Raw genomic sequence first — 19,585 nt, 5'->3', positions numbered from 1 at the left:
ATGACCGGAACCGAAATCGCCGCGGGCGGCACGGCTTCCGAACGCTTGCTCGTGCATGCCGCACTCGCCGACCCGAATCAGGACGAACGAGCCGCATTGGCGAAGCTCGCCCACGAGATCACCGACTGGGCCGAGGTTTTCGAACTCGCAAAGCTCAATGCGACCGTCCCACTGGTGCAGCGTCGGTTGGAATCCGAGGAGCTCTACGACCTCGTTCCCGAGCTGGTGCGAGCACATTTCGCCACCGTGACAGATCATATTGCCGCCGTGAACGATCGGCGCCTGGCCGGTGCCAGAGAACTATTGCGCCGCTTCGACGAACGCGGCGTGCGTTGCGTCGTGCTCAAGGGCATGTTGTTCTCGTCGGAGATCTACCACGATCCGCGCTACAAGCGCATGAACGACCTGGACATCCTCGTCGAACTCGATCAGGTGGACACCGTCATCGAGATCTACCGGGGGATGGGACTTTTCGCCACTTCCGAACTGCTGGGCAAGGCCCCGAAGGTTCGCGCCGAACGCTCACACCACCTGCCCTCGTTCGTCTCCCGTGACGGATCGCTTGTCGTCGGCACGCACTGGGGCCTGATCACCCCGCTGGCTCCGTACACCGTCGACTACACCGCGATCTGGAAGCGCGTGCGGCGCATCGACTTCTACGGTGTGCCTGCCTGGGCTATGTCGCACGAAGACAACCTGCACCATCTCGGCATCCACCTGCCCTACTACAAGACCGGTGTACGCGAACTCGCCGACATCTGGAACCTGGCCCGCTACGCCGATGACCTCGACTACGACCTGCTGGCCGGTGAAATCGCCAAGGCGGGCAGCGAAAGCCTGATGTACCACGCCCTTTCGCTGGCCGATCGGCTCGTGCCCGAACCGGAGTTCGCGGCATTGATCAGCTGGATCGCACCGAAGATCAACCGCTTCACCCGCTACGACACCGCGCGCAAGACCGCCGATATCCATGCCCTGCTGCGCAGTCGCTCCACCCATACCTCACGCATCGAAAAGGCCTACACCGAATTCAATATGACCGCCGTCGCGAGCGAGAAGCGTGACCGCTTCGGTCGCCTGTGGTCGGATCTGCTGCTGGTGCCCGGTGACGAAGCACGCAAGATGAGTTCGCTGCGCGACCCAGCGCCGGTATCCGATCTCGGCGCGCGAATCTCCGCCCCCTACCGGCTGACTCGGGTTTTCCAGCGCGACCTCGGCCGCTGGCTGTTTCCGGCGGCGCTGGCCAAGACCGTCTTCGATCTCGGTGCCGCGTATGGTTCGGAGCTGGCGAGCCGGGCCGGAATCGGTTCGACTGCGGCCGAACGTCCCGGCATCGACGAATACGCTGCCCAGCTGGGCCTGACTCGCGCCGATCTCCAAGCGGTACTGGACAGCCAGGAATGAACCGCACAGTCCTGTGGGACCTGGACGGTACCTTGGTGCGGTTGCATCGGCGACGGTTCAAGGCGCTGATGCCGCTGGCGGCCGCGCAGGCATTTCGCGAGTTGACCCCACCGCATCGTTTTCTGCGTGTCCTGCCCGGCGTGCTGAAGCAGGTGCGGGCCAACGACACCGAGCACACCAACACCGACCTGATGGTCCGACTGCTCGCAGACCGATTGGGCGTCGCGCCCGAAGCGGTGGCGAGTCGACTGAAGAGCCTGGCGGAGACGGGTTTTCCGCGCCTGCGTGGTTGTTTTCCGCCGGAGCCGTTGGCATTGGACACGGTGACCCGGCTCCGGGAATCGGGCACGGTACAGGTTGTTGCGACCAACCCGCTGTGGCCGGACAGCACTGTCACCACTCGGCTCGGCTGGGGTGGCTACGACCCGTCCGTGTTCATCTTCCGCACCAGCGGCGAGAACATGCGCCGCTCGAAACCACGCATCGAGTTCTACCGAGAACTGCTCGACCGGCTCGGGACGGAACCGGGGGAGTGCGTGATGATCGGCAACGACGCCGCCAACGACGCACCGGCGGCACTTCTCGGGATCCCGGTATTCCTCGTGAATGTGCCGGAATCGGTTGTTCTACAGGAATATTCGGGCCTTGTGAGCACCGGGAAGTGGCCACGGCTGCGCGAGTGGCTGGGTATCGAGGAGGAAACATGCTCGTCGTCCTGAATCCAGAATCCAATGCCGGGACCGCGCTGCAAAGGTGGCGTCCGGTAGAAGGCATACTGCGCGAACGGAATACCGATCTCGCCGTCGAAATGCCCAGTGACGCAGAGCAAGCCACGAAACTGGTGCAGGCGAGTCTCGAATCGGATCCACCCGAGGTGATCGTGGCGGCGGGCGGCGACGGCATGGTCAACCTGGTCCTCAATGCGATCATGGACCCGGCGACCGACCGACCGCGACAAGGAGCAGAATCGGTCGCACTCGGCGCGATCGGTCTCGGCAGTTCCAACGACTTCCACAAACCGGGGCGATCGAGGATCGCCGATATCCCGGTCCGGCTCGGCGCGCCCGAACTCGTCGATGTCGGCAAGGCCACCATGCTGCTGCCGGACGGCACCCGGACGGTGCGTTACTTCCTGCTCAATGCGAGCATGGGACTCGTTGCGGCAGGCAATCATTCGTTCAACAACGCGCGCGGGCTGATCGGCTGGCTGAAGTCCCGCAATGTCGAGGCGGCCATCATCGCCACCGCACTGAGCAATATCGCCAACCACAAGCCACTCGCCATCCAACTGCGCGGATCGAACTGGGTGCACACCGCACCGATCACGAATGTCGGTGTGCTCAAGAGCGTGCACTTCGCCGGTGGCATGTATTACGACACGCCGGTCACCCGTGCCGACGGCATGCTCGATGTGAATATCTGGGAAGCCGCCGGACGGGCACGGATTCTGGGGCTCATCGCTGGTCTCTATCGCGGCAAGTTCAGGGGTTCGGCGCTGGCCACCTGCCGTCGCGACACCGCGGTGGAACTGCGGCCCGCCGTGCCCGCACCGCTCGAATTGGATGGCGAGATCACGATTGTGGAATCGGCCCGCTTAGAGGTGCTGCCGCGGGTGTTGCAGGTGTGTGCGCCGTGACCGTTGTCCTTGTGACCGGGGCCGCCAATGGTATGGGCGCGGCGACCGTCGAATACCTTGCGTGCCTCGGCTATACGGTCGAGGGCAGCGACAAGATCGCGCGGGACGGCGTGAGTGCGGTCGATGTCCGCGATACCGAGGCGGTGCGGAGTTGGGTGAAATCCGTGCACGCACGGTACGGCCGCATCGATGCGGTGCTCACCTTCGCCGCTTACGGCATTGTCGGTTCGGTGGAGGAGACCGATCCGGACGAGGCGGCCGCACTCATCGATACCAATGTGATCGGCACCCACCGCGTGCTGCGCGAAGTGCTGCCGATCATGCGTGCGCAGGGCCACGGTCGGGTGATCGTGGTGAGTTCCGGGGCGGGCGCGATCGCCGAACCCTATGGCGGCTGGTATTCGGCCACCAAGGCGGCCATCGAACGTCTCGGTGAGGCGATGCGGATGGAGACCGCGGGCCTCGGCATCCACGTCTCGGTCCTCGCGCCGGGGTGGACGGTTACTCCGATCATCGATTCGGCTGCGCGCGTTGCCGATCCGATCGAGTCATACACCCCGGATCGGACTTCGGTGCTGGCGCGCGTCACCGGATATCTGGAACACGGACAGTCCGCGGAGATGGTAGCCAGGAAGGTGCGGACAATCCTGGAAGCACCCGAACCCCGCCAAACCTACCTGTGCGGCAGCGACGTTCGGCTCTCGTTCTGGACCCGGCGACTCACGCCCGCGCGGGTCTACGAACGGCTCGTTCGCCGCTACTACGGCCTTTGACAGGAGCATGCGCGGGCAGTACCGGTAGTATCACCTCGGCCGAATGAGCTCCCAAGAAAGCGGGGGCTTGTCCGGTACGTGCCGTTCGCTGGATGGTTTTCGCAGTAGCCCATCTGCCGACGACACGGCAGGAGAGGCAGCGATGACCAACCGATAGGGGCAGGCGATGGCACCGGCTCTGAGATGTCTTGTCTGGGAATTGGACAACACCCTCTGGGATGGTGTCGTCTGCGACGCGACGAGCGGCGCACCACGCCCCGCCGCCCTGCGCACGCTGCTGAAGCTCAGCGAGCGCGGCATCTGGCACGCCGTGGCCAGCCGCAGCGACCGCGACCTCACCCTCAAAAAGCTCTACCGGCACGGGCTCTACGACATGTTCTCGGCCATCGAGATCGGCTGGGGCCGCAAATCGGCTTCGCTATTGCGGATCGCGCACACCCTCGGCCTGGAACTGGACACCATCGGGTTCATCGATGCCGAACCGGTGGAGCGCGCGGAGGTAACACGGGCACTCCCGCGCGTGCGCTGCTATGCCGCCCGCAATGCCGATGTGCTGCCCGCACTTCCCGACTTCCGACCCATACTGCGCACGGGGCCGTCGCCCACGCCGCCCATGGGGTTCGCGAGCGTCAGGGGGTAGGGCCCGTCGAGTCGACGGGTGTCACCGATCCGATCCGCACCGACTGGAGGAATCCGTCGATGCGGTCGAAAGTGGCCTCGGGCTGTTCCAGTTGGGGCAAATGCCCCGCCGCACGGATGATTTCGAAGCGGGCATCGGCGAAGGCGGCGGCATAGGCCGCGCCGTAGGCCGGGGTGACGATGCGATCGCTTTCGCCCCAGAGCAACAGGGTGGGGGTGGTGACGGCGGCGAGTCGGGGGAGTAGCCGGGGATTGTGCATGTACGGGTCGGCCGCATAATTCCGTAGTGCGGCCATATTCCCTTGGCGTATGGCCGATTGTGCGGCGGGAATATCGGCGGGGTCTTGGTAGAAGCGCGCGGGGTCGTGGTAGGAGTGCTCGGCCACGCCACGGGCGTCGAGGGCGAAGAAGTCGGCGATCGGTTCGTCGTCGAACCATACGCCGGTCGCATCGATCAGCACGAGTCCGCCGATCCGGCGGTCGTGATCACGGACGGCCATTTCGGCGGCAATCCAGCCGCCGATCGAGGAGCCGACGACGAAAACGTCGTGCAGATCGCGATCGCGGAGCAGGTCCAGGTAGGCGTGTGAAAGATCGCCGATGCTGTCGAATGCCAACGGTGTGCCATTCCAACCCGGATGCGTCGGTGCAATCACACGAGACGAGCGGGAAAGGTGCTCGGCGATACCGGCCACCGAGGCCGGCCCCGCGCCGCCATGCAGGACGAGAACTGTTGGGCCGCTGCCTGATTCGGCGATTGTGAGCGGCGGTTGTGGCCGGGTGTCTGCGGTCATCGTCAAGCTCCTCGATCCATTGACTAAACATATTGATATAAACAAGCTTAGTCATACTGTTAGGGTCATGTCCATGCCTGGTGATCTGCAAGCCCTTGGACGCGCCGTCAAACAGGCGCAGTACCGCCACCACCGTGCGTTGGACAGTCGGCTCGCGACCGTAGGGACCACCCTCGCCCAGTGGGACGCCTTGCGCGCCATCGACCGCAATCCCGGTTCCACCGCACGCGCCTTGGCCGAGGAGACATTCCAGAGCGAGCAGGCCTTCGGCACCCTCGCCAACCGGCTCGTGACCCGCGGTCTCATCGAACGCACCCCCGGTCGCGGTCGCGCCATCGAACACCGGTTGACCGTCGCAGGCGAGCAGGTCCTGCGCGCCGGTCATCGGGTCGCGAACGAGGTATTGACCGAATCCTTCGCCGCATTGTCCGCCGGCGAACGCGCGATCCTGCTCGAGCTGCTCCAGCGAATCGGAACGCACGGATAATCACCCTGATCGGCGTGGTCGGCGGCGGTGGGGATGCGGGCGGGGAATGATGTGGCCATGGTCAATGATCCGAACGGTCCCGATATCAAGCCGCGTAGTCGCGATGTCACCGATGGTCTGGAGAAGACGGCCGCGCGTGGCATGCTGCGGGCGGTCGGTATGGACGACGGCGACTGGGGGAAGTCGCAGATCGGGGTGGCCTCCTCGTGGAACGAGATCACGCCGTGCAATCTGTCGCTGGACCGGCTCGCCAAGGCGAGCAAGGAGGGGGTGTTCGCGGGCGGCGGGTATCCGATGGAGTTCGGGACCATTTCGGTCTCCGACGGCATCTCCATGGGACATGAGGGCATGCATTTCTCCCTGGTATCGCGGGAGGTGATCGCCGACAGCGTGGAAACCGTGATGCAGGCCGAGCGGCTCGATGGTTCGGTGCTGCTGGCCGGATGCGATAAATCCTTGCCCGGCATGCTGATGGCGGCGGCGCGGCTGAACCTGGCGAGTGTGTTCCTGTACGCGGGCTCGATCCTGCCCGGAATCGCGAAACTCAGCGATGGCAGTGAGCGGGAAGTGACGATCATCGATGCGTTCGAGGCGGTCGGCGCCTGCTCGCGCGGTTTGATGAGCCGCGAGGATGTGGACGCCATCGAACGGGCCATCTGTCCGGGTGAGGGTGCCTGCGGCGGCATGTACACCGCCAACACCATGGCGAGCGCGGCCGAGGCATTGGGTATGTCGCTGCCCGGCAGTGCGGCACCGCCCGCGACCGATCGGCGCCGCGACGGCTACGCGCGGCGCAGCGGTGAGGCGGTGGTGGAATTGCTGCGGCGGGGAATCACGACGGCCGACATCCTCACCAAGGAGGCATTCGAGAACGCGATTGCGGTGGTGATGGCGTTCGGCGGCTCCACCAATGCCGTACTGCATCTGCTCGCGATCGCCCACGACGCGAGAGTTGATCTGGCACTCGAGGATTTCGCGCGCATCGGCCGCCGGGTGCCGCACCTCGCCGATGTGAAGCCCTTCGGGCGACATGTGATGACGGATGTCGACCGGATCGGCGGCGTGCCGGTGATGATGAAGGCACTGCTCGATGCCGGACTGCTACACGGCGACTGCCTGACCGTCACCGGTCGCACGGTCGCGGAGAACCTCGCCACCATCGCCCCGCCGGATCCCGACGGAAAAGTGGTGCGGGCCATGACATCTCCGATCCACCCGACCGGTGGCATCACGATCCTTGCCGGATCGCTCGCGCCCGGCGGCGCGGTGGTCAAGTCGGCAGGTTTCGATTCCGACGTATTCACCGGTACGGCACGGGTTTTCGATCGCGAGCGGTCGGCGATGGACGCGCTGGAGGACGGCACGATCACTGCGGGCGATGTGGTGGTCATCCGCTACGAGGGGCCCAAGGGCGGTCCCGGTATGCGCGAGATGCTCGCGATCACCGCGGCTATCAAGGGTGCGGGCCTCGGCAAGGACGTGCTGCTGCTCACCGACGGACGCTTCTCCGGCGGCACCACCGGTCTGTGCGTCGGCCATGTCGCTCCCGAGGCGGTCGATGCTGGGCCGATCGCCTTCGTCCACGACGGCGACCAGATCCGCCTCGACGTCGCCGCAGGCACCCTCGACCTTCTCGTCGCCCCCGAAGAAATCGACCGCCGCCGCGAAGGCTGGAAACCTTTGCCGTCGCGCTACACCCGTGGCGTGCTCGCCAAATACTCGAAGTTGGTCGGCTCGGCGTCCTTCGGTGCTGTCTGCGACTGAAGCAGGAGTCGTCGACTGTCGATGCCGTTGGCCGGATCGGCCGCCGAGATGAGTCACATGGTGGTTCGGATGCATTCGGTAAGCGACCATCCGGCTCGCCTGCACGACAAGCCCACCTGTCATACCGAGGTCTCGGAATCTTTGCGACGCGTGGCGGCGCGCTCGCCGAGTATTCGAAGTTGGTCGGCGTCCTTGGGTGTCGTCTGCGGCTGAAGTCGCCCTCGTCAGCTGCGCGACGCCTGAATTTCCCCTGGCTCAGGGCAATTCGGGAAGGACGGCGATCTCCAGGTGCCGCAGGCGGGTCGGATCGGCGATCACCTCGTAGCCCGCGATTCGGTCGCCCTCGACCGTAACCGCAAGCGCGAGCAGTAGTTTGCCGCGCGGCGCGACAATGATGCCGACCGCTCCGTCGACCAGCGCCAGCGTGGCGACCTGAGAGCGGCGGCGCAGGATGACGGTCTCGCGGGCCACCGCCTGCGCACCCCGCGCGACCGGCGCCATACCCGAGGGCAGCGCGGCCGGATCGGCTGTACGCACCACATCGGGCGCGAGGACCGCGAGCAGTGCGTCGAGATCACCGCTGCGGGCGGCTGCGAGGAAGGCATCCACGACATGTCGCTGCTGCGCGAGTTCGGCGGTGGTAGCGGTCGCATCGCCGTGCGCCCGGGTCCGAGCCCGGCTGGCGAGTTTCTTGGTGGCGGCGTTGGTGCGCCCGACGATCGGCGCGATCTGATCGAAGGGAACGGCGAACATGTCGTGCAGCACGAACGCCACACGCTCATCGGGACCGAGCCTATCCAGCACCACCAGTAGCGCGCGCCCGACCGAATCGATCAGCACTGCCTCGCTTTCCGGATCGCGGTCGTAGGCGGCGTCGCCGAGTTCGGCGATCCGATCGATCGGATCCTCGCGCCGAGCGGTCCGCGAGCGCAGCATATCGAGGCAGATCCGGGAGACCACCGTGGTCAACCAGCCCGCCAGATTCTCGACCTCGCTCGTGTCGGAGCGGTCCAGCCGCAGCCAGGCCTCCTGCACCGCATCCTCGGCTTCACTGGCCGATCCGAGCATCCGGTAGGCGACCGCGTGCAGGTGATCGCGGTGCGTCTCGAATCGTCGCGCCAACAATTCCTGTGCGTGCATCGGTCACCTTTCGCGGTCGGCATCCGTCACGTGAATAGGGCGATCGGGTGTCCCACCCACGATCGCAGACCCGCAGAACCGAGATACCTGGAGGGTAGTTCCCATGTTTGTCGCATATGTCGTTGTCACCGTCCTCGCCGCCGCAGCCGCATTCGTCGCTACCGGGTTCGATATCGTCAAGGCGGACCAGGTGCGCGAGACCATGCGCGGCTACGGCCTCCCGCAATGGACCCTCAACCCACTGGCCATCCTGAAAGCCCTCGGTGGCCTCGGCCTCCTGATCGGCCTGGCCATCCCGCCACTGGGCCTCGCCGCCGCCCTCTGCCTGGTGCTGTATTTCCTCGGTGCAGAAATCACCATCATCCGAGCCAAGTGGTACACCGATATCGCTTATCCCATGCCATACCTGATCCTGTCCGCAGCCTCCCTCGCCCTGTTCGCCTACGCCTGACCCGGCAACGCCCACGTGCCTCCGATCGAGCAGCCGCGCTGCTGGCTGTCGTCGCGCCGCTATCCGGCTGGGTGTGTCTCCTGTCAGGTGTTGTCGCACCGCCTGTCAGCCGCGACCAGATGACTCGCATCAACGAGGCGAGCGCAGCGGCGTCCCACCAGTCGGCCAGGCCGGGCGCATTGACATCCGGTGCGGCACAGCACGTTATGCGCACACGCAGGCGATGCGATATTGCACTGCATGCCATCACGGGCACGATTTTTGCGGCACTGATCCCAGGGGCGACTGATTCCCTTGCCCGCCCGGCACATTCCGCATGCCAGATCGCGGCCGCATCGAGCCTTCGCCTACGGCAGCACGCTAACCGTGGTGGATGAAATGCGCCGCCTGCTCACCGATGAACACACTCGGCGCATGTGTGTGCCCGCGGATCAGCAACGGCATCACCGACGCGTCCGCAACGCGGAGTCCTTGCACCCCGCGCACTTCCAGTCGCGGCGTGACGACACTGCCCGCATCGGTACCCATACGACAGGTGCCGACCGGGTGATACAGGGTGTGCGAGTAGCCGTTCAGTGTCAATTCCATCGCGGCCTCGAGCTCGGCCGGAGCCTGCGGAGGATAGATCAGCGGCCCGAGCACCGCCTTCAGAGCCGGAGCGGCGGCCAGTTCGGCGCACACACGCAAACCAGACATGATCGCGGCCCGGTCCGCGCCACCGCTATCGGAGAGATAGCGTGGGTCGATGACCGGTTTGGCGGTGGGATCACCGGAACCCAGCGAGATCCGGCCGCGGCTGTGCGGCCGCAACAGCACCGTCGCCAGCACGACCCCGTGCTCGGTCGGATCCACGAGACCCTCGTAGAAGAACGGCGCGGGCGCGAAAATCAATTCCAGATCCGGCAATTCGAGATCGGACCGGCTGCGGATGAACCCGTAGGCCTCACCGACATTGGAGGTGAGCATGCCGCGGTGCCGGATCAGATAATCGAGCAGCTGACGTGGCTTCTCCGCCGTGAACAGCGAATCGGATTCGACACCGTAGCCGAGCGCCGCAACCAGGTGGTCCTGCAGATTGGCGCCCACCTCGGGCGCATGGTGCACAAGCGGAATGTGATGGCGCGCCAGCTCGTCCTCATCACCGATACCCGAGAGCATGAGCAGCTGCGGGCTATTGATCGCACCACCGCAGAGCACCACCTCGCGCCTGGCGGACACCGTCTGTGTGACGCCGTCCTTGCGGTACTCCACACCGGTCGCGCGCGGCCTTCCGGTCGGCGAGGTCTCGAAGATGATCCGCGACGCGAGCGCCTCGGTATGCACGGTGAGATTCGCGCGGCGCATCGCCGGCTTCAGATACCCATCGGCCGTACTCCACCGCCTGCCGCCGCGCTGGGTGACCATGGTCTCGCTGAACCCCTCCGGCTGCGGCCGGTTCGGTGGCTCCACAAGGAATCCGGACTCATTGACCGCGGCCAAATACGCCGCGGTCAATGCGCGCGGACTGCGCTGCCGCGAAATATGCAGCGGCCCGGTCGCGCCCTCATCCGGATACTGGGCGTCCTCGACGGTCTCGATCTTGCGGAACTGCTCGACCGCCGCCGAGAACCCCCACTCGTCCCCGGCCAGCAATGCCCACTCGTCGTAGTCGGCACGGAATCCGCGCACCCACATCATCGCGTTCATCGATGACGATCCACCGAACATTTTGCCGCGCGGCCAGTAGATCTGCCGATTCTTCAGCTCGGGCTGCGGTTCGGTGAGGTAGTCCCAATCCACCTCCGAGCGGAACAGCTTCGCGAATGCCGCCGGAATATGGGCGTACTTGTTCTTATCCGGCGGTCCGGCTTCCAGCACCACCACCGACACATTCGGATCGACGCTGAGCCGGTTGGCCAGGACCGCGCCGGCCGATCCGGAGCCGACGATCACATAATCCGCGGTAACCCCTGCTTGCACTGTCCCACTCCGATCTGCACTGCGTATGGCAAACATACGAGTAAGACGCGGCCTCGGGTTCGGTTTCCTGACAAACCGGCTGTGTTTCGGGAACGGACCTGGTTATCTGCGCCTGGTCAGCGGCGGTCGCAGCCCGAGATGTTCGCGCAGGGTGGTGCCGGTGTATGCGGTGCGATACGACCCGCGCTCCTGTAATTCCGGAATCAGCCAGTCGACGATCTCGTCGAGTCCGGTGGGCACCAGATACGGCGAGATATTGAACCCGTGGGTCGCGCCGTGGCGGACCCAGCGGGTGAGTTCGTCGGCGACCTGGCTCGGTGTCCCGGCGAATCCGGACCGCTGCGAGGTTTCGATGGCGACCTGGCGCAGCGACAGATTCTTGGCCTCGGCCAGCGCCCGCCACTCCCGGGCGATCGCTACCGGATCCTGACCGTCGCGCTGTGCGCCGCGCTCGCCCGAAATCACTCGGGGCTGTGGGTCCTCCGCGGGCAGCGGACCGTCCGGATCGAGATCCGACAGATCGCGACCCCACACCTGCCCGACCAGGGAAAGCGCGGTCTGTCCGGTGAATTGGCCCTCCAGCACCCAGCGCGCCTTCTCCTCGACCTCGGATTCCCGCTCCGCCAATACGATCTGTGTGCCGGGCAGGATTTTGATGTCATCGGCCGGTCGGCCCGCGCGTTCCAGGCGGGCCCGAATATCGTTCGCGAATGCGAGCGCGGCGTCGAAATGTGTTCCGTGCCTGGAGAAGATGACCTCGGCATGGGTCGCTGCGAAATCGCGGCCCGCGGGTGAATCACCGGCCTGGAAGATCACCGGATGGCCCTGCGCGCTGCGCGGCAGGGTCGGTGTGATCGAGACTTGGAAGTGCTCGTTGTCGCGGCTGACCGTCCGCACCGAATCCGGTGCGGACCATTCGGTATCGTGGCGCGAGGTCGCGATCGCGTTGTCGGCCCAGGCATCCCAGATCTCGCGGGCCGTCCGAATGAATTCGCCCGCACGCTCGTAGCGCTGCGCGTGGTCGAGGAAGCCGCCGCGCCGGAAATTCTCACCGGTCCAGGCATTGTCGGTGGTGACCGCGTTCCAGCCCGCACGACCGCCGGACAGCAGATCCAGGCCTGCGAGTCGGCGGGCGAGATCGGCGGGTTCGTTGTAAGTGGTGTTCTGGGTGGCGACCAAACCGATCCGGCCGGTGATCCCGGCCAGCGCCGCCAACTGGGCAATGGCGTCGGGACGTCCGGCGATATCGGTATCGAGCAGCTTTCCGTTCTGCTCGCGCAGGCGTAGGCCTTCACCGAGGAAGAATGCGTCGAAGAGTCCGCGCTCGGCCGTGGTGACGATATGCCGGAAGGTTTCGAAGTCGATCTGCGAGCCGCTGCTCGAATCCGACCAGATGGTGCTGTGGTTGACGCCCTGGAAGAAAACGCCGAAATGAACCTGTGCGTCGGGGAAGGGAACGTCGGGTCCACCCGTCGCCCGACCGCCACCCCGCACTGAATCACTGCGCGATGCTGTACTCATTTGTGCTGATCCTTCGCGTAACGGTTGATCGGCCGTTCCAGGCCGAGATTGGCGCGCAGGGTCGAACCCGGCACCGGACGGTGCGCGACACCGGCGCGGAACAGGGCGGGCAGGACGTAACGCGCCAGCGCTGGGAGGTCTTCGTCGATAACGGCCGGATGCAGGCGCACGCCGTCGACGTGGTGAGCGAGTTCGGTGATGAGGTCCACGAGTTCGGTCGGGGAGCCCGAGAACGGCAGGCGCTCGGTGCGATGCACGGTCGCGTACTTGCCCAGGTCGGCGAGGCGTTCGGCGGCCGTCGCGTGCGGAATGTCCAGGGCAACAGCGAGTTCCGCGAATACCAGTGCACCGGTGGCCCGCGCGTGGTCGGCGGCGGCGAGGGTCTGAGCGAGGTCGGTTCCGGTGACCAGGATGACGTCGGCATCACCGGTGTCATGCGCGAAGACGACCACCTGCCCCTGCGGCGGCCGAGGCACGATCGCCGGCCCCTTCACCGAGAATGTTTCGCCGCTGAAGTCGATGTAGTGCAGCTTGTCTCGATCCAGGAATCGGCTCGCCGCATAGTCGCGTACCACGGCGTCGTCTTCCCACGAATCCCACAGTCGACGCGCGACCTCGATCGAATCCTGTTGTTCGCGTGCGAGTTCCGCTTCGGTAGTACGCGGCGGTCGTCCCCAGGTGGTGGCGGCCGCGGGATCGGTCGTGGCGATCCACCCGCCGCGCCCACGCGAGGCGTAGTCGAGCGTGGCCAGTTGTGACGACGTGTGGAACGGCTCCGCGTAGGTGGTCGCGACCGTGGCCGCCAGCCCGATTGTGCTGGTTGTCGCCGCGACGAACGAAGCCCGCGTCACCCCGTCGATCCGCCCCGCCGGATGCCCTGTGGGCGGCAGGATCGAATCGTCGAAGGTGGCGAGGGTGAAACCGGCATTCTCGGCCGCGCTCACCCGTTTGCGCAGCGTAGTGCCGGTGAGCAAGTGGTCTGGCGCATGTGCGGCCCGCCGCCAGGCGGCCGGGTGATATCCCTCGCCATCCAATTCGATGCCTACCGCGAAGACATTTCCGCTCATCGGTATGACGATTGTCAAACTTGACCGCGCCCGCCATGATTTGCGTCGCGATGATCCGAATCCACACCGCCGACGATCGCGCAATAGCGGTGATCCCGGATTCGCCCACCGAGCGAATCCGGGATCGGTTGCACTACCGCGCGGCGCCTGCAGACAGTGCCGCGGCAACCAATACCGTCACGCCCTCCGCAATTGCGGTGCCGCCCAACGCATGTGCGGCCGACAGCACCGTACTGCCCGCGAGGCCGAGGAATACCGACCCGAAGCAGGCGATCCCGACCACGATGCCGAGCTGCACACTGGTCACCAGAATGCCGCTGGCATCGGCCGCAAGGGCCACCGGAATCCTGGCCAGGGTGCGGGTCATCAGCGGGCTGAAGGCCAGGCCGAAACCGATGCCCTGGATCCCGAAGACGACCAGCGGCAGCGGACCGAAGTCGGCGCCGTTGCGCAGCATCATGCCCAGCGCCACCATGGTGGCCGCGCCGACCACCAGTCCGAACGGAATCATGTTGGCGTGCAGGCGATGTGGGATGCGCTCCCAGTTCAAACTGGCCAGCGCGAAGGTCACGCCCATCGGGATGAACAGCAGACCCGCGTGCAGTGCGGTGTAGCCGAGGGTGCTCTGCAGGTGGATCGCCATGACGAACATCCAGCCCCCGAAGGTCGCCATGATCGTGAACAGCGTGCCCGCGGTGAGCGCCAGGCCCGGCGACTTCAGCACCCGCTGCGCGAACAGCGGTTCACCGTCGCGTGCCGCGACCAGCCGCTCGATCGCCACGAACATTCCGACACCGATCACGCTGGCGCCCAGCATGATCCATGTCCACAGCGGCCAGTCCTGCTCATGTCCCAGCACCAGAGGCAACACGAGCAGCAGCACCGAGACGGTAAGCATGGTCAGACCCGCGAGATCGAGTTTCCGATCGAATCGCGCTGTTGCCGTGGGCAATACCCGCGGCGCAATCAGCAGAAGCACCGCACCGATCGGCACATTCACCAGGAATACACCGCGCCAGGTGCTCCCGAAAAGGTCGGCATTGACGATCAATCCGCCCGCCACCTGACCGACGACCATACCGCCGGAAATGATCGCCGAGTAAGCACTGAGCGCCTTGGCCCTGGCATTGCCGGTGAAATTCCGCTGGATCATGGTCATGATCTGCGGAATCATCGCCGCGGCTCCCGCGCCCTGCAGGAACCGGAATACGATGAGCGAGAACTCATTCCATGCCAACCCGCAGGCCAGCGAGGCAACGGTGAACACCGCGAGCCCGGTGATGAAGGTACGGCGCTGAGTGAACCGATCACCCAATCGCGCACCGGTCACGAGCAGCACGGCATAGGCGATCACATACCCCGCGACGATCAACTGCAGCGCGGATCCACTGGTATGCAACGAAGTACGAATAGAAGGAATGGCGACATTCACGATCGAGGCATCGAGTACCGCCATGAACTGCCCGGTGAGCAACACCGCGAGCACCGCGATGGTCCGCCGCGCACCGAACGCGGCGGGTTGAACTGCCGATCCCGCGACGGCCGACGTGGCCGCAGCGTTACCCGGCTGCAGGGTCTGAGTCATGTCATGAGCTTGCAACCGATCCGACACCAGTAACAGGAGTCCGATAACACTGGTACTGGCAACACCTGGATACCGACCGGTGGACGCGGCGAATGCCGTGGAAACGCGGCGAGATGATCACCGACGATATCGCTTTCGATCTCCAGCCCTCTTGTGCCGCGATATGTTCGTTCGGGTATACAGGGAGAGGGGCCATGACTGCAGGTGGTTCGAGCGCTGTCGCTCGGTTCGGCTCGGCGCATGCGCGGATCTGCACGACCACAGGTCAGGTCGGCGGCGCAGGATTCTTGGTAGGCCCGAATATCGTCGCGACGTGCGCGCACGTGATCGCGTTCGCGGCCGGTACCGATCCAAATGATGTGCAGCCGCCGGACTCGATTGTGGCGGTGGACTTTCCGTTGCTGCCGTTGGTCGGGGCGCGGCGTGCGCGGGTGCGCCGGTGGACACCGATCGCGGGGGACGGTCGAGGTGATATCGCGATTCTGGAACTGGACGACGCCGTAGGCGATTCGGTTGTGCCACCGCCGTTTTGGCGTGCCATTGACCCGTGGGGGCGCGAGTTCCGGATGTTCGGCTTTCCGGCGGAGTTGCCCGACGGTGTCTGGGCGTCGGGCGAGTTCCGGGAACGGCAGGGCACCGGCTGGCTGCAACTGCAGCGGGTCGGCGGTCAGCCGATCACGCGAGGGTTCAGCGGTGCACCGGTGTGGGACAGCGGAACAGACGCGGTAGTGGGGATGGCGGCGGTCGCCGACCCGCGCGGGTACACCGGAACCGCGTTCATGATCCCGATCGCCGAAGTACTCGGCATGGACCCCGCGTTCGTCCCCAATCCCTATCGTGGGCTGGAGCCGTTCGACGAGGAACACGCGGACTACTTCTACGGTCGAGACGACGACATCGATCGCGCGTTGGCGGCGCTGCGGCAGCGACCGTTCGTCGCGGTGGCCGGGCCGTCGGGCATCGGCAAATCGTCGCTCATTCGCGCGGGGGTGATCCCCCGGCTCCGCGCACAGGGGCGGCAGATCGCGACCTTCCGGCTTGCCGGCGAGGTGTCGCCGGGCGATGCGGCCACGCCGGTGGTCCGAGCGATGACTCCACGATTCGATTTTCCGGACGGCGGCCGGCTTTCGACACTGCTGGCGGAGCAGGCGGCGCGTGCGCCGGGGACCGTCGACGATTCGGTGGCGCGCTTGCTCGAGCGCGTGCCGCCGGAGGGCTTGGTGCTGTTCGCGGATCAGTTCGAGGATCTGGCTGCGACCGCGCCGGAGCGGGCGCGCGCGGTGCTGCAATGGCTGATGGAGCTCACCCGCGCCGATACCGAGGGACGCATCCGAATTCTGCTCACGTTGCGGTGGGATGCGCTGAACAACCTGATCGACGCGGACCTCGCCAGCTTTCTCGACGGGGCGACGGTGCCGCTGGCGCCGATGGGTCGTGACCAGCTCCGCGCCGCCATCCAGCGGCCCGCGGACCATGCGCCCGGCGTCGACCTGCAGCCGGCGCTGGTCGAGCGTCTTGTCGACGATACGGTGGGCGAGCCGGGTGCGCTGCCACTACTCGAGTCGACTCTGACGCAACTGTGGGATCGGCGCGGCAGCGCGTCTTTGACCATCGACGACTACGAAAAAGTGGGCCGCGCAACGGGTTTCTTTACCGAACGTGCTGACCAGGTGCTGGCCCAGTTCACCAATCCGGTCGAGGAATTCGACGTACGACGCCTACTGAAGCTGCTTGCCGCACCCGCGTCCAGCGGAGAGAGTTTCGTCCGGTCGGTGGTGTCGATGGGTGATTTCCCCGAACTACGCAGTGTCGCTGGGCGATTGGCGCGTGACCGGCTGGTTGTCGTCGGCCGCGACGCGCAGGGAACCGATATCGTAGAACTGGCGCACCAGGCCCTCATCGACAACTGGTCGCGACTACGCGGCTGGCTGCAGGATGACCGCGACTTCCGCGCCTGGCAGCAGCAAATCGAACGGGACCGCCAGAAGTGGGAGCTATCCGAACACGACAACGGCGCGCTGTTGCACGGCAAGACGCTGGAGGATGCGCTCGACTGGGTCGACAAGCGCAAACCCGAAATCCCTGCAGCGCATCGGCTGTACGTCGCCGCGTCCCGCCGACTGCGTCGGCGCGAGGTGCGGCGTTTGTGGACCGTCACCGCGGTGGTCACCGTACTCGCCCTGGTCGCCTCCGGCACCGCGATCGTCGCCTACCGCACCAGTCAGGCCCGGACGGCACAGTTACGCGAGCAGGCCGGCATCAACCTAGCCCAGCAATCGGAAGTGCTCGGTAACACCGATCCGTCGAGGGCGCTCCAATTCGCGCAAGCCGCAGGAAGATTCGCCCCCGACAATGCAGACGTTCGAGCGGGTCAGCTGCTCGAACAGGTTCGGCTGGGCTCATTGGAGGCCGCATACAACGACCTTTGGTCCGATGTGAAGTCCGCGGACTTCAGCGTGGACGGTTCGGTCTTGGCAACTGCCGAATCGAACGGCAATGTCACGGTCTGGACGGGATTTCTCAGCGGACCGCCCTCGCCGTGGCGGGTGGCCACGGTGCCGAATGTTATCGGCGCACGTATGAGTCCTGATGGCGGCAAGCTGGCGATCCTGAACGATCGTGGCGGCATCGCGCTGTGGGACGTGTCGACTCGATCCGGTCCCGTCACCGTTCGTCCCGACGGTGCGGATGTCGTGGGAAGAACGGCGCTCGTCGCAAAGTTCTCCCAGGATGGCCGACAGCTGTTCATTTCTGTCGACCCGCAGCGGGGCCATGGCACCTATCTCGGCGATCCCGATGTGATCGAACGATATGACCTGTCCGGACCACCCCATCGGCTGCCCGACATTCCTGCCGATGGCATGCCGACCCGGATCATCGCGCGGGTCGACTCCGCGAACGAGACCCTGTGGCTCTCGGAGACGGATGTCGATCTCAAAGTTCACCGGGTCATTTACGATCTGAAAAGCGGTCGGCCAGTTCGTGATTGGCCGGGTCGTTACGTCACACCGGATGGCCTGACCGTCGAATGCACCGATGACGCGAAGACGCTGATCATTCGCGGCGCCGACGGTGCCGAACGTCGCAGGGTCGGTCTCGGCACCTGCGGATCGTTGCGACTCGACAGCACAGGACAATTCGCGATCGAATATTCCGGCGAGAACAGGGATGCGTTCGGGATCGCGAAGCTCGTCCACATAGCGACTGGACGTGTTTATCAGGTCCAGGTTCGACACAGTTCCGACGCGGTCGCTCCTGCGGTACACCTCACCGCGGCTGGTCCGGTGTTGATCTATGCGGCGAGTAACGGCATCGAGCGATACGGGGCGGCAGCGGAGTCCAATTCTGATTGGCCCGAGATCACGCCTGACGACGTCACGGCCTTGTGGAGTCCCGACGGTCGCTATGTCGCGGGCTCTCGCGGCGAAACCTTCGAAGTCATCGACATGCAGTCGATGCGTCTCCTCTTCAGCCTGCCCGGTTTCACGCTTCGTATTTGGCCACACGCGATGCTCGCCTTCACTCCCGATGGGCGGCACGCCCTGATGTGGACCGGCACTTCGCGGGTTGCCGTTGTGCTGATGCCGGCCTTCGACGAGATAGGTCGAATACCACTCCCGACGCCCTCGGGTTTGAATTCGGCGGATTCATCGTTCGTAACCTTCGCCATCCGCGACGACGACGAAGTGGCCGCGCTGTACGCGGGAGCCATCACGCGCTGGCACATCGGCGACGGTCGACAGATCGGCGGTCAGGTCTTGCTCAGCCACAATCTCGACGATTTACGGACTCCCGCAAAAGCGGCAACTCTCGTCGGTTACGCGTCGACAGACTCGGTAGTTGTCAATATCGCCGGCACGTCGCTGCAGCTGTGGAATCTCGACAGCGGCGCACTGGTTCGCTCGTTCGAACTGCCGGGTGAAGGTGTGGCGAATGTCCATATGAATCCCGGGAACACCGAGGTGTTGGTTCGGGATGACTCGGGAGCATTGTTCCGCTGGAACACCGCCACTGGCGAATCGGCGAAGTTGGACATACCGCCGGTACCACACGACTCCGTCGTCGCCGGCTGGTCACCGGATGGTCTTGTGGTACTCGGCAATAAGTCCGAGGTCGAAGTGTGGGACACCCGGACAGGGACCAGCACGAAGTTCACTGTGCCTGGCTCCACCATGGTTTGGAAGCTGATCGGAACGACCCTGATCGGTCTGTCCGACCAGGGACCGATCCGAATCAACCTCGACCGCAACAATATTCAGCAACGGCTGTGCGCGATCAGCGATCGTGATTACACCGAGGCCGAACGGGACAAGATCCCGCGCGGCGTCGACAGCAAGCGGCCATGCGAGAGCGACTGACAGGCGA

General features: G+C 65.2%; 15 protein-coding genes. 9 read left to right on the top strand and 6 right to left on the bottom strand.

Features of this window, described 5'->3' with window-relative positions; genetic code table 11:
• The 5 genes from ACIBW7_RS06565 to ACIBW7_RS06545 all read left to right on the top strand — a co-directional run bounded on the left by ACIBW7_RS06565 (position 1) and on the right by ACIBW7_RS06545 (position 4,453).
• The gene (locus ACIBW7_RS06565; protein ID WP_397044785.1) at positions 1-1,404 is read left to right on the top strand and encodes a nucleotidyltransferase family protein; all 1,404 of its coding nucleotides are present in this window, start codon (positions 1-3) and stop codon (positions 1,402-1,404) included.
• Positions 1,401-2,123 carry an HAD family hydrolase gene (locus ACIBW7_RS06560; RefSeq protein WP_397044783.1) on the top strand — a complete coding sequence of 241 codons (723 nt, stop codon included), beginning with the start codon at positions 1,401-1,403 and terminating at the stop codon, positions 2,121-2,123. Before ACIBW7_RS06565 ends, ACIBW7_RS06560 begins: the two co-directional genes overlap by 4 nt.
• Complete coding sequence (locus ACIBW7_RS06555; protein WP_397044781.1) at positions 2,108-3,040, top strand: diacylglycerol/lipid kinase family protein; 933 nt, start codon at positions 2,108-2,110, stop codon at positions 3,038-3,040. Before ACIBW7_RS06560 ends, ACIBW7_RS06555 begins: the two co-directional genes overlap by 16 nt.
• Positions 3,037-3,813 (top strand): SDR family NAD(P)-dependent oxidoreductase, encoded by a 777-nt coding sequence (locus ACIBW7_RS06550; RefSeq protein WP_397044779.1) that lies wholly within the window; start codon positions 3,037-3,039, stop codon positions 3,811-3,813. The genes ACIBW7_RS06555 and ACIBW7_RS06550 overlap by 4 nt, the downstream gene beginning before the upstream one ends.
• A gap of 166 nt (positions 3,814-3,979) precedes the next feature.
• Entirely contained in the window at positions 3,980-4,453 is a 474-nt protein-coding gene (locus ACIBW7_RS06545) for an HAD-IIIC family phosphatase (RefSeq protein ID WP_397044778.1), read from the top strand.
• Here the strand turns inward: ACIBW7_RS06545 and ACIBW7_RS06540 are convergent.
• Positions 4,443-5,246, bottom strand: coding sequence for an alpha/beta fold hydrolase (locus tag ACIBW7_RS06540; protein WP_397044776.1), 804 nt, complete (start codon positions 5,244-5,246; stop codon positions 4,443-4,445). The genes ACIBW7_RS06545 and ACIBW7_RS06540 overlap by 11 nt on opposite strands.
• Before the next feature lie 67 nt (positions 5,247-5,313).
• Here ACIBW7_RS06540 and ACIBW7_RS06535 point away from each other — a divergent pair, with 67 nt between their 5' ends.
• Positions 5,314-5,733: a MarR family winged helix-turn-helix transcriptional regulator gene (locus ACIBW7_RS06535; RefSeq protein ID WP_397044774.1), complete on the top strand. Its 420-nt coding sequence runs from the start codon at positions 5,314-5,316 to the stop codon at positions 5,731-5,733.
• Between the two features lie 57 nt (positions 5,734-5,790).
• Positions 5,791-7,497, top strand: a complete 1,707-nt coding sequence (ilvD, locus tag ACIBW7_RS06530; protein WP_397044772.1) for a dihydroxy-acid dehydratase — start codon at positions 5,791-5,793, stop codon at positions 7,495-7,497.
• A 255-nt stretch (positions 7,498-7,752) separates the two neighbouring features.
• On the opposite strand, the gene ACIBW7_RS06525 is transcribed toward ilvD, so the two are convergent.
• Positions 7,753-8,637: a sigma-70 family RNA polymerase sigma factor gene (locus tag ACIBW7_RS06525; RefSeq protein ID WP_397044770.1), complete on the bottom strand. Its 885-nt coding sequence runs from the start codon at positions 8,635-8,637 to the stop codon at positions 7,753-7,755.
• A gap of 103 nt (positions 8,638-8,740) precedes the next feature.
• Between ACIBW7_RS06525 and ACIBW7_RS06520 the strand changes: the two genes are divergently transcribed.
• Positions 8,741-9,088 (top strand): DoxX family protein, encoded by a 348-nt coding sequence (locus ACIBW7_RS06520; protein ID WP_397044768.1) that lies wholly within the window; start codon positions 8,741-8,743, stop codon positions 9,086-9,088.
• Positions 9,089-9,448: 360 nt separating this feature from the next.
• Here the strand turns inward: ACIBW7_RS06520 and ACIBW7_RS06515 are convergent, their stop codons facing one another.
• From ACIBW7_RS06515 to ACIBW7_RS06500, 4 genes are all read right to left on the bottom strand, one after another.
• A complete protein-coding gene (locus tag ACIBW7_RS06515; protein ID WP_397044767.1) occupies positions 9,449-11,047 on the bottom strand; it encodes a GMC family oxidoreductase in 1,599 nt (532 codons plus the stop codon).
• Positions 11,048-11,149: 102 nt separating this feature from the next.
• On the bottom strand, positions 11,150-12,568 hold the full coding sequence (locus ACIBW7_RS06510) for an NtaA/DmoA family FMN-dependent monooxygenase (RefSeq protein WP_397044765.1): 1,419 nt from the start codon (positions 12,566-12,568) through the stop codon (positions 11,150-11,152).
• On the bottom strand, positions 12,565-13,635 hold the full coding sequence (locus tag ACIBW7_RS06505) for an LLM class flavin-dependent oxidoreductase (protein WP_397044762.1): 1,071 nt from the start codon (positions 13,633-13,635) through the stop codon (positions 12,565-12,567). Before ACIBW7_RS06505 ends, ACIBW7_RS06510 begins: the two co-directional genes overlap by 4 nt.
• Before the next feature lie 133 nt (positions 13,636-13,768).
• Positions 13,769-15,220, bottom strand: coding sequence for an MFS transporter (locus ACIBW7_RS06500; RefSeq protein ID WP_397044760.1), 1,452 nt, complete (start codon positions 15,218-15,220; stop codon positions 13,769-13,771).
• 194 nt (positions 15,221-15,414) lie between these two features.
• Here ACIBW7_RS06500 and ACIBW7_RS06495 point away from each other — a divergent pair, with 194 nt between their 5' ends.
• The gene (locus ACIBW7_RS06495; RefSeq protein WP_397044758.1) at positions 15,415-19,578 is read left to right on the top strand and encodes a trypsin-like peptidase domain-containing protein; all 4,164 of its coding nucleotides are present in this window, start codon (positions 15,415-15,417) and stop codon (positions 19,576-19,578) included.
• Positions 19,579-19,585: the final 7 nt, after the last annotated feature.

It is taken from the genome of Nocardia sp. NPDC049526 (assembly GCF_044465765.1).
Classification (GTDB): domain Bacteria; phylum Actinomycetota; class Actinomycetes; order Mycobacteriales; family Mycobacteriaceae; genus Nocardia.
This window is presented reverse-complemented; position numbering and strand designations above follow the sequence as displayed.